This is a genomic window from Monashia sp. HAY1-5C (genome assembly GCF_056755255.1).
Genome location: NZ_JBPGXG010000137.1, coordinates 1 through 11,411, shown reverse-complemented (window position 1 = coordinate 11,411; position 11,411 = coordinate 1). Strand labels below are relative to the sequence as shown.

7 protein-coding genes are annotated in these 11,411 nt (G+C 68.4%); 2 read left to right on the top strand and 5 right to left on the bottom strand.

Features of this window, described 5'->3' with window-relative positions; all coding sequences use genetic code 11:
* On the top strand, positions 1–700 hold a 700-nt coding region (locus ACR9ZK_RS17675; protein ID WP_481343264.1), incomplete at its 5' end, for a hypothetical protein.
* Positions 701–1,564: 864 nt separating this feature from the next.
* Here the strand turns inward: ACR9ZK_RS17675 and ACR9ZK_RS17670 are convergent.
* Both ACR9ZK_RS17670 and ACR9ZK_RS17665 read right to left on the bottom strand, forming a co-directional pair.
* Positions 1,565–5,341, bottom strand: coding sequence for a discoidin domain-containing protein (locus ACR9ZK_RS17670; RefSeq protein ID WP_481343263.1), 3,777 nt, complete (start codon positions 5,339–5,341; stop codon positions 1,565–1,567).
* A gap of 284 nt (positions 5,342–5,625) precedes the next feature.
* Complete coding sequence (locus ACR9ZK_RS17665; RefSeq protein WP_481343262.1) at positions 5,626–6,678, bottom strand: LacI family DNA-binding transcriptional regulator; 1,053 nt, start codon at positions 6,676–6,678, stop codon at positions 5,626–5,628.
* A 306-nt stretch (positions 6,679–6,984) separates the two neighbouring features.
* Between ACR9ZK_RS17665 and ACR9ZK_RS17660 the strand changes: the two genes are divergently transcribed.
* On the top strand, positions 6,985–7,296 hold the full coding sequence (locus ACR9ZK_RS17660) for a phenylacetaldoxime dehydratase family protein (RefSeq protein ID WP_481343261.1): 312 nt from the start codon (positions 6,985–6,987) through the stop codon (positions 7,294–7,296).
* Positions 7,297–7,326: 30 nt separating this feature from the next.
* Here ACR9ZK_RS17660 and ACR9ZK_RS17655 read toward each other — a convergent pair whose 3' ends face one another.
* The 3 genes from ACR9ZK_RS17655 to ACR9ZK_RS17645 all read right to left on the bottom strand — a co-directional run.
* Positions 7,327–9,816, bottom strand: coding sequence for a glycoside hydrolase family 3 protein (locus tag ACR9ZK_RS17655; protein WP_481343260.1), 2,490 nt, complete (start codon positions 9,814–9,816; stop codon positions 7,327–7,329).
* Positions 9,817–9,949: 133 nt separating this feature from the next.
* Positions 9,950–10,861 (bottom strand): carbohydrate ABC transporter permease, encoded by a 912-nt coding sequence (locus ACR9ZK_RS17650; protein ID WP_481343259.1) that lies wholly within the window; start codon positions 10,859–10,861, stop codon positions 9,950–9,952.
* Between the two features lie 8 nt (positions 10,862–10,869).
* A partial coding sequence (locus tag ACR9ZK_RS17645; protein ID WP_481343258.1) for a carbohydrate ABC transporter permease occupies positions 10,870–11,411 on the bottom strand: 542 nt, incomplete at its 5' end.

The following is an 11,411-nucleotide window of genomic DNA, read 5'->3' as shown; positions in this document are numbered from 1 at the left end:
GGTCGACGAGGCCGTGCGCGACCGGCTGATGAACTGGGCAATCCCATGGACGGCCGACGGACGCGCTGAGCTGTACGTGGGAGTGGAAGAGACCTCGTTCCTTCTGCCCGTGGAGGCCGCCCGCGACCACATGGGAGCCAGCGATTACCTGACACTTTGTGTAAACCCGGACCTAGACCACTTGCGGTGGGTGTGCTTCGACTCCAGCGGACGCATGACGGTCCAGGTGCGCGACACGGATCGAACGTGGCAGTCGAACCTCGCTGAGATCCGGTCAGTCCTGGTTCAGTTCGCAGACCTGATCGAGTACGCGGGAGTGCGGATGGGACATGCTGCGGTCGCGTCTGCTAGGGGCCTCATCTACCCCGGGCATCGTTGGCCACCGCAGTTTCCGTCGGGCGACCCGACCATTGATGCGTCCTACTACTACCTCGTGCATCGGGGCCTCGACACCGAGCGCGTCCCCGACGCTTACGGGCTCCAAGTTCTCACCGACGCCCACCTCGCCCGGGCGCACGACCTGTCGCAGTGGCGCGTTGAGCCGTTTGGCACAGGCCACCGACTGGTTACGGCTCAGGACCAGGCCGCGTGGTTCGCACAGGACGTCCCCATCCAACGAATGGTCGACCAGGCGCGAGCCGACTTAGGACCTAAGCTCATCCTCCTTAAGACTCCGCCCTCTCAGCCGGCCTCGACCTGACGGCAACTCGGTCGCCCGAGCCAACATCTGGTAGGTACGGCCCGGACGGCGCCACAATGATCCGGCACTGGGGCGGCAGTTGTGACACACAGCACGGGCCGTTTCTTTGTTGACTCATGCAGTGGTCGTAGGCGTTTCGTCGTCATAAGCCCTGCTGGTCCAAGCCAACTTGGAGCCGGGTCGGCCTCTCCCCGTTAACGGCCGGGCGCCTCGTGAGGATTCTCTTTTCTCCGTCAAGGCGCCGGCTCCGCCGGCGCAAGGGCCCAGCTGCGGGCGGCGCTGGCGCGCCGTCCTCGCCCGGGCCCAGGCAGAACTGGACCGGGGCACGACGAAGCCCGACACCCTGCAGCCATATCGTCCGGACCCCGGCCAGCGCGTCAAGGGCGCAAAGCGTCGCTTCGCGATCGAGCAAGCTCGACCCTTGACCCACTGACCGGGGTCCTGGTGCTGGCCGCTATCAGGGTGCCGGGCAGATGTGGCGCGTGGCTCGCGTTGATAGCGCTGCTGATAGCAACACGACCACACCGAGCCAGCCGTCGCTGGGACGGAGGCGGCCGGCCGTAACTTGGGTGGCGACGCATCGGGACTCGCACGAGGAACCGCCAACACCTGAAAATCGGAAGGTCGGCGGTTCGACCCCGCCCCTGGCCACCACCCGAAACCGCAGGTCACACCCGATGTGACCTGCGGTTTGTCGTGGGTGGACTGCCCCTGCGTGTCGCGGATCGTACGGTCGAGCGGCTCCTGGCGGCCGGGCGCCAACGGGCCCGGGCCAGCGATGCTGACCCGGGCCCGGAGCTCAAGCGTTATCCTGCCTCAGCCGATCTGGCCGGTCACGCCGACCGCATCGGCGCTCAGGCGTCGTTACGCGTACGCGTTGAGCTCGGCAATCGACCACCAGCTGCCGGCGCTGCCCGTGTTGACGACCTTGAGGTAGCGGGCCGTTTGCGCCGGGAAGGTCGCGACCTGCGTCGGCTGGCCGTCCGCGACGATGGAGGCGACCTTCGTCCAGGCCGATCCGTCGGCGGACACGAGGACGTCGGCTCCGCGCGCGTAGTCCTCGATGCTGGTTCCGGAGTCGAGCACGATCCTGCTGAAGGTCTGTGGCTGGCCCATGTCGACCTGGACCCACATGCCGTCGTACAGGCTGGTCCCCGAGCTATACCTCGAGTTGATGTCGCCGTCCAGGAGGTGCCCGAGCGCATCGTTCGGCCAGGGGCTCTCGTTGGATGCCGTGGCGGTCCAGCCGGTTCGAGCCAGCGGTGCGTCAAGAGCCGCGTCGTAGTAGACGTTGAGCTCCGCGATGGACCACCAGTTGCCGGCACTGCCCGTGTTGACGACCTTGAGGTAGCGGGCCGTCTGCGTCGGGAAGGTCGCCAGCTGGGTCGGCTGGCCGGCCCCGGAGATCGAGGCGACCTTCGTCCAGGCCGATCCGTCGGCGGACACGTAGACGTCGGCGCTGCGCGCGTAGTCGTCGGTGCTGCTGCCGGGGTCCAGCTCGACCTTGTTGAAGGTCTTCTGCTGACCCATGTCCACCTGGACCCACATCCCGTCGTACTGGCTGGCTCCGGAGCTGTACCGGGAGCTGGTGTCGCCGTCGAGGATGTGCGCCAGCGCATCGTTGGGCCACGGGCTCTCGTCGGATGCCGTTGCGGCCCAACCGGTCTTGTCCAGCGGAGCCTTCGGGTCCGGCTCCGGGTCCGGGTCGGTGTTGTTGTAGACGCCGAGCTCGGCGATGGACCACCAGTTGCCGGCGCTGCCGGTGTTGACGACCTTGAGGTAGCGGGCCGTCTGGGTGGGGAACGACGCCAGCTCGATCTGCTGGCCGGTTGCCGTGACGGAGGAGACCTTCGTCCAGCTGTCGCCGTCGGAGGACACGTAGACGTCGGCGCTGCGCGCGTAGTCGCCGGTGCTGCTTCCGGAGTCGAGCACGAGCCTGTTGAAGGTCTGCGGCTGCCCCATGTCGACCTTGATCCACATGCCGTCCTGCTGTGCCTTGCCGGAGCTGTACCGGGAGTCGGCGTCACCGTCGAGCAGGTGCTCAACCACATCGGTGGGCCACGGGCTCACGTCAGACGCCGTCGCGGTCCAACCGTCCAGGTCCAGTGGAGTTCCCAGACCGGTGACGGTGAACGGCGCTCCACCCGCCGACTCTCCGCCGGCACCGATCACCGACACGTCGTACTTCCCGGAGGCGAGTCCGACCGGAACGTACGCGCTGATGCTCGTGTCGGACCAGCTGTCGATCTTCGCGTGGACCGATCCGAAGTACACGGTGCCCAGGCCCTGGGTCCTGCCGAAGTGCGAGCCGGTGATCTTGAACTTGTACCCCGGGATGCCCTTGTTCGGGGCCAGGCTGCTGAAGGTCGGCTTCGGGTAGCTCGCCAAGGGCTGCGTCGTCAACATCGCGGAGGTGCCGCTGGGCAGCGAGTAGGCGTAGGCGCCGTCCTTGCTCACCGGGAACGCCAGACTGCTGCGGCTCCCGTTGTAGACGACCGCCACGGCAGCGCCGTCCGGCGCGGTCCACGTCTTCTGCTCGAGGCCCTTCGGCACGGTGGTCGGAGCCTGGATCGACGCCGTGCCGCTCGTGCCCCCGAACACCTTGAACTCACCGATCGACCAGCGGAAGAAGAACGACGCCGCGCTGGCGACGACGCGGACGTACCGCGCCCTCTGCGGTGCCAGTGAGATGGCGACCGTCCGGAGGTCCCCGCTGCCGTTGGCGACCGCGCTGCCCCAGTTGACGCCGTCGTTCGAGACGTACACCTGGTACTTCGCGAGGGAGTCGAAGGCGTTCTTCGCGGTGTTGTCCATGACGATCTTGTTGAAGCTCGTCGGAGCGCCGAAGTCGACCTGGAACCAGTCGCCGCTCTTCACCTTGGTCCCGGTACGCCATCGGGTGTCGGCGTCCCCGTCGATGGCGTTCGCCGCCGCGTCCGCCACCGCGCTCGACGAGGCCTTTGCCGTCCACCCACTCCGGCCCAGCTCGGTGCCCGGTGTCTTGATGGACGCACCGGCCGGAAGCGAGTAGGTGAGCAGATCCGTCCCGGTCTTGATGCCGTTCTGGACGGGCAGCAGGTCCGGGTCGTAGGTGACCGTCACCGGGTCGGTCTTGCCGAAGGTGAAGTCGTGGTTCGGGTCGGTGACGGTGGTCGCCGCCTGCGTGCTGCCGTTCTGGGTGGGCCCGGAGTAGGTGAAGGTGACGGCGTCACCGGCGCCCAGGGTGTAGTCGAACGACTGCGTGCCGTCGGCGACGCTGAACGTCTTGTCGGCGTTGCTGTCGTTGTAGGCCACCACGACCTTCGAGCCGTCGGGGTTCTGGAACGCGACGTTCTCGACGCTGCCTTCACCGAAGGAGTTGGAGTAGATCCGGTGGGCGCCGGGCTTGACGAACCGGCTGACCTGGGCGAGGGCGTAGTAGTCCGCGTTGTAGGTCACCACACCGGTCTTGGGGTCGATCGTGACCAGCCCACGGCAGATGCCGATGCCGTTGGTGTCGGCGTTGAGCGGCCCCTTGTCGGGGTCCAGGGCGATGTTCCACAGCATGACGCCGTTGGCCCAGTTGCGCGTGCCGTCGATGAGCCAGCTGTTCATGGCGTCGTGGAAGGCCACCTGCTTGCTCGCCTGCCAGTCGCCACCGGTGGCCTCGGTGAGGTACGACTCCTTGCTCGGGTAGTCGTTGTGCGCCAGCGTCTGGTAGATCGGGGTGCCGCTGTAGATGTGCCAGCCGGCCCCGACGGCGTAGTCCTTCGTGGACGGGTCGTTGTAGACCGACTCGGGGTACGACGGCACGTCCCAGTTGTGGTCCCAGGCCAGGATCTTGGTGGACAGCTTGTTGGCCTCGAACGCCTGGCCCATCTGCTGCACCAGCTTGATCTGCTGTGCGGGGGTCAGGGCCATACCCGGCCAGGTCGGAGCGTTCAGCGGCTCGTTCTGCGGTGTCACGTAGTGGACCGGGACACCGGCCTTGCCGTAGGCCTGGATGAACTTGACGAAGTAGTCGGCGAGCGCCTGCGAGTACTCGTCCTTGAGGGTGCCGCCGATCATGTTGTCGGAGGTCTTCATCCAGCCCGGCGGGCTCCACGGTGTGGCAGTGATCTTGATCGACGGGTTGAGCGCGAGAGCCTGCTTCAGCTGCGGGATGATGTACGGCTCGTCGTGCGCGATGGAGAACTTCGACAGCGTGGGGTCCGTCTGCCCGGCCGGCATGTCGTCGTAGGAGTAGTTCCCGCTCGCCGCGAAGTCCGAGGCGCCCATCGGCAGCCGGACCATGCTCAACCCGGCACCGGTCACCGGGTCGAACAGCTTCTTCATCAAGGTGTCACGACCAGCGGCCGGCAGCTTGTCGATCAGCCAGGAGGACGAGTCGGTCAGCGCCGCCCCGAACCCGGTGACCTTCTGGTACTTGATTCGGTTGTCCACCTTGATGGTCAGCGGGTTGGCTGTCTGCTTCGTCTGGAACGAGACGTCGCTCTGCTTCTCGACCCACTTCTCGCTCGAGACGTCCGTGAGCCACACGTGCACGGGCGAGCTGGCACCCGGTGGCGATGCTGCTTGTGCGTGCGGGATCGCGACGGGCATCGCCGCGAGGGCCACACCCAACGCAGGCGCCAGAAGCGACCTGGCTCTCAACTTGGCCATGCTCATTCCTCCGAAGGAACTTGTTGGTCAGGGATCGTGCGGCCGATGGCGGCTGTTGGCAGATCCATGGAGTCGCCCGACCGCAACACATCGCCGAAGGGCCGAGACAGCCACCATCCCCGCAGATGCGCTGGCGAACCGACGGCAGGTCGTGCATCACCGGACACCACAGCAGTCACTAATTCGGGTTAGTGAGCAACGCTAAGCGCGCCGAAAGCCCGCGTCAAGATCCTGTTACGCGGAAGTTTCTGCGGTGATGCGCGCGTGAACCCGGTAGGTCGGCTTCAGCGGCGCCTGCGGCTGCTCGGTGGCGGCGCGGTGGAGTCGCGCATCACGACCGGGCAGTGCACCAAGGTGCGGCCGGGGGTGAGTGGCCCGCCGTTGGTCAGCTGCTCGGCTGCCAGGCGCCCCATCCCGGGGTACGGCAGCAGCACTGTGCTCAGGGCCGGACGCACCTCTGCCGCGAGCTGGAACTGGTCGTCGTACCCCATCACCGACACGTCCTCTGGCACCCGCACGCCCGCCTCGAACAGGCCCAGGAGCGCGCCCACCGCCATGCGGTCGTTGCCACACATGATCGCGGTGGGTCGCGACTTGCGCCGCAGCAGCGTGCGCACGAGCTCGTAGCCGGAGTCCGCGTGGTAGTTGCCGGACAGCACGGTGTGGTCGGACGGGTTGAGTCCCGCACCGCGCAGGGCCTCCCGGAAGCCGCGCACGCGGGCCTTGGTGGCCCACTGGCCCGGCTTGCCGGTGAGGTAGGCGATGTCGCGGTGCCCCAGGTCGAGCAGAGCCTGGGTGGACTCGCGCCCGCCGCGCACCTCGTCCGGAAGGATGGCGGGCACGGGGTCGTTGGACGCGAAGCAGTTGAGCAGGACGGTCGGGACGCGCAGCGCCGGGTCCGGCAGCACGACCGACCTCGTGCCGACCGCAGCGAAGATCAACGCGTCGGCCTGGCGGTCGAGAAGGTCGCTGATCAGCTGGGCCGCCCGGCGGTTCGAGCCGCCGGTGTTGACGAGGAGCAGCAGGTTGCCCTCGCGGACGCAGGCCTCGTGCGCCCCCTTGATGGCCGAGGCAGCGAACTCACCGAAGTCCACGTCGTGGCTGACGAAGCCGATCGTCGCGCTGCGTCCCTGCCGCAGCCCCTGCGCGGCGCGGTTGGGGCGGTAGCCGAGCTCGGCCACCGCCTGCAGGACGCGCTGTCGGGTCTCGTCGCTGATGGTCTGCCCGGCGGTTCGGTTGAGCACGAAGGAGACCGTCGCCGGCGAGACGCCAGCCAGGCGGGCGACGTCTACGCGGCGCGGTCTGCTCGCCGTCGGGCGGCGTCCATCAGCTGGCACCCGGACAGAGTACGAGCCTGCCGGGCCTTCCGAGCCGCTGCCACGCACAGCCACGCAGGCGGATCGCCGACCAGCCTGATGGGCGCGGTCCCGTGCGGAGGCCTCGCGGCTGCCTTGCCGCTGAAGGCAGTTTCGCCCGTTTTGTCACAAGTCTTGACGATGACGCAGATTCGACCCGATGTTCGCGCTAACGCGGGTTAGTTGGCCCACTTCCACAGTACTTCGGGTCTTCCCGATCGCGGCTTCTCGGAAGGTGGAGGCACGTGAGAATTGGCCCGGTTCGCGCCACCGGTCAGCCGCGTCGTGATGGCCTACCTGGGTGTCCAGTACGCCGGTACCGGGCCGACACCCGCGTTCGTCGGGACCGCACCGGCCGGGCTGAGCTGGTGGTGCAGCCTCGAGGACCTCGACCGATGGGCCCGCGAACATCCCACCCACCAGGCGATCTTCGGGGCCGCGATGAAGTACCTGTCAACGCTGGGTCCCGCGGCGCGACTGAGGCTGCACCACGAGGTCACCGTGGCTAAGGCGGACGAGCAGTACTTCGAGTACCTCGGCTGCCACCCGCAGACCGGAATGCTGCGCGCGCTGGAAGATCGGGACGCGCAGTCCGTTTAGTGATCCGGCAGCTCGGTAGTGACCAGACGCTCAGACCTCGAGGGTCGCGCTCAGTCGCCGGTCGGCGACCGACCGGCCGGCCTCGACCGCGTACTCGCCCTTGACTACCGTCCAGGCGCCCGAGGCCTCGTCCCAGATCTCGAAGGCGCGCGGCGAGAGGTGGACGGTGACCTCGGCGACCTCGCCCGGCTCGGCCTCGACACCGGCGAAACCGGCGAGCTGCCTGACGGGCCGGTCCGTGCCCGGCTCGGCAGGCGCGACGTAGACCTGGACCACCTCGCGACCCGCTCGCTCGCCTGAGTTGCGGACCCGGACCGTCACCGCGGGGCTCCCTGTCGCGCTGTCGTCCGTCGCGATCGTCTCGTAGGTCCAGTCGGTGTAGCCGAGCCCGTGACCGAACGCGTAGGCCGGGCTGCTCCCTGCCCGTTCCCAGGCGCGGTAGCCGATGAAGACCCCTTCGGAGTAGGGGAGCTCGCCGTCCGTCGGGGTGACCTGGGTGACCGGGGCGTCCTCGAGCGCGGCGGGCCACGTGGTGGGCAGCCGGCCGCCCGGTTCGACCGCGCCGAGCAGCACGTCGGCCAGCGCCGCGCCGCCCTCCTGTCCCGGAAACCAGCTGAGCAGGACGGCCGCGACATCGTCGCGCCACGGCATCTGCACCGGGGAGCCGGCGTTGACCACGACGACCGTGTTCGCGTTCACGGCCGCCACGGCCCGCACAAGGTCGTCCTGCCTCCCCGGGAGGCGGAGGTCCTTCCGGTCGAAGCCCTCGGACTCCACGCTCGCCGTCGTGGCGACGACGACGACCGCCACGTCGGCGTCCTGCGCGGCCTCGACGGCCTCGGCTATGAGCTCGTCGGCGTCGCGCTGCGGCTCCCGATGCAGCAGGGAGAAGCCCACGACCTCGAACGGGGCGTCGTCGGCCTTGGGGACGACGCAGTGCAGCGATACCTCGACGGGCTGCCCTGCCGTCAGCTCGACCCGGCCCCGCTCGACCGGTGAACCGAAGAGGACCCCGATCGGGTCGGACCCGGGGTCCGGCTCCTGCACGCCGCCGAAGAGAGTCTCGCCGGCGACGGTGAGCCGCAGGGCGCCCAGGGCGCTGGAGCCGAACGAGTGCGCGCCGCTCTCACGTGGCGTGAACGTCCCGGCGATCTCCACGCTGTGCAGGGCGTCGTGCGTGACGCCGTCCGGCAGGTCGGTGCCCAGCCACTGGACCAGACCGCCCGGCACGGACCGGGTTCCGATCACCTCGCCCGCGACGTCGCGGCACACCGCGCGCAGGTCGAATCCCGCGTCGGCCCCGGCGAGACCGTCGGCCGGATCGGCGCCGAGCGCGTACCTCAGCGTCCCGGGGGGCAGTGCCGCGGTGAGCCCGTCGAGGGGCGACACGATCCGCCTGGGGAAGACGGTCGCCGACCCGCCGCCCAGCACCCGCGCGTCTCGCGCGGCCGCGCCCAGCAGGGCGACCGTGCGCACGCCGCCCGCGTCGATCGGCAGCACCGGGCGTGCTGCGCCCGCGTCCGCGTTGCGCACGAGAACGAAGGAGCGGCCAGCGATCTCGCGGGCCAGGGCCTCGCCGTCGATCTCAGCAGGCAGCTCGGTCACCGCCGGCTCGGCGCCCTCGAGGGCGCCGACACGGGCAGCGAGCCGCAGCACGTTGCGCACGGCATCGTCCACCATCGCCTCATCGACGTGGCCCGCGCGGACCGCGGCCACGAGGGCCTCGCCGTACACGGTCCGCGGTCCCGGCATCGCGACATCGAGGCCGCCCGCGATGGCGCTCGTCGACCGTGCGGCCGTCCAGTCCGAGACGTTGACGCCGTCGAAGCCCCACTCGCCCCGCAGCACTCCGTTGACCAGCCGGTGGTGCTCGGTCATGGTCGTGCCGTTGACCGAGTTGTAGGCGGTCATGACGCCCCAGGGCCGCGCGCCCGCGACGATCGCCTCGAAGGGGGCGAGGTACAGCTCACGCAGGGCGCGTTCGGAGACCACGTTGTCGACCGTGAAGCGGTCGGTCTCGGCGTCGTTGGCGACGAAGTGCTTGACCGTCGTCCCGACGCCCCCGGACTGGACGCCTTGGACGTAGCCGGTCCCGATCTCAGCCGTCAGCAAAGGGTCCTCGCTGTACGCCTCGAAGTGCCGCCCGCCCAGCGGAGAGCGGTGCAGGTTGACCGTCGGCGCGAGCAGCACGTGGACGCCCTTGCGGCGCGCCTCCTGGGCGAGCAGGGTGCCGGCTCGGCGGGCCAGCTCCGGGTCCCACGTGGCGGCGAGCGCCGTCGGGGACGGCAGCGCGATGGAGGGGTCGTCGGCGGTCCACCGGACACCGCGGACCCCGATGGGGCCGTCGGACATCACGAGCGACGCCAGCCCGATCTCCGGTAGCGCGGGCAGCGACCACATGTCCTGCCCGGCGAGCAGCCGCGCCTTCGTGTCGAGATCGAGCGTGCCGAGTGCGGCCTGCACGGCCGCCTCACGGGCCCGGTCTACGTTCGTCGGGTCTGCGTGGGTCTGCGCGACCAATTGACTTCTCCTCGTGGTGATCTGTGGGTCGGCGGTGGTCCATGGCTCTCAGCTCGAGCCGGTCGTGGCGATACCGGCAACGACGTGACGTCGGAAAGAAGGAAGACGACAATCACCAGCAGCAGGACGACGCCTACTTGATGCCGGTCATCGCGACGGTCTGGGTGAAGAACCGCTGCAGACAGATGAACACCAGCACGATGGGGCCGACCACCAGGACGGAGCCGGCGAGCAGCAGGGCGTAGTCGGTGGCGTTCTGCCCGGTCGAGAACAGAGCCAGCGCGACCGGCAGCGTGTACTTGTCGTCGCTCTGGGCAGCCACCAAGGGCCACAGGAACCCGTTCCACGATGACAGGAAGGTCAAGATCCCCAACGTCGCCAGCGGCGCGCCGCACAACGGCATCACGACCCTCGCGAAGATCCGGAAGTCGTTGGCTCCGTCGAGCTTGGCCGCCTCGATCAGCTCGTCCGGGATGCCGAGTATGAACTGGCGCATCAAGAAGACACCCATCGGCGAGGTGAGGAACGGCAGGAACAGCGCCGGGTAGGTGTCGACCATCCCGAGCTTGCTGATCGTCACGAACAGGGGCACGAACGTGACCACCCCCGGAACCATCAGCGTGACCATGACCAGAGCGAAGAGCAGCCGCTTGCCGGGGAACTCCACCTTGGCCAGCGCGTAGGCGACCATGGAACAGAACAGCAGGTTCCCGAGCACGGTCGCCACCGCGACAATGAGGCTGTTGAGGAAGAACCTCTGGATGTGGAAGTCGCTGAACCACCGGGCATAGTTGCCCCACCCGGGGTCAGCGGGCAAGAAGCCGGTCGGGTTGCGGAGGATCTCGCCCTGGGTCTTGAACGAGCTCAGCACCATCCAGACAAACGGCAGCATGGTCGCGGCCACGGCAACGAGCAGAACCGCATAGACCAACAGCTGCCGGGCAGTCGTGCCGCGCTCGTGGGGGCCGCCGCGACGTGTCGGCGCGGAGGTGGACCCACGGCCGACGGGCTCGGCCGCGACCGGTGTGGTCTCGGAGATCTTCATGGTGACCCTTAGTCCTTTGGTCGCAATGCGCGGAACTGGACCAGGCTCAGCAGCGCGATGGCGACGAACAGCACGTAGCTCGCCGCGGAGGCCGTGCCGTACTTGCCGAACCCGAACTGGTTGAAGGTGAAGTAGGTGACCGAGAGCGTGGAGTCCAGGGGACCGCCCTTCGTCATCACATACGGCTCCTCGAAGAACTGCAGATAGCCCACGGACAACAGAACCGCCCCCAGAAGGAGGGTTGGTCGCAACAGCGGCAGCGTGATCAGGCGGAGGATCGTCCAGCGACCGGCGCCGTCGATCGCGGCGGCCTCCTTCACCGACTCCGGGATGGTCTGCAGGCCGGCGAGGAAGATGACCATCAAGGTGCCCATGTTGCGCCACACCGCCATCAGGATCATGGCCGGCATCGCCCAGGTGGTGCTGTTGAGCCAGTCCGGTCCGTGGATGCCGATCCATCCCAGCATGGCGTTGATCAGCCCGTCGTCCTGCAGGATGAACCGCCACACCACGGCCACAGCGACGATGCTCGTCACGACCGGTGTGTAGA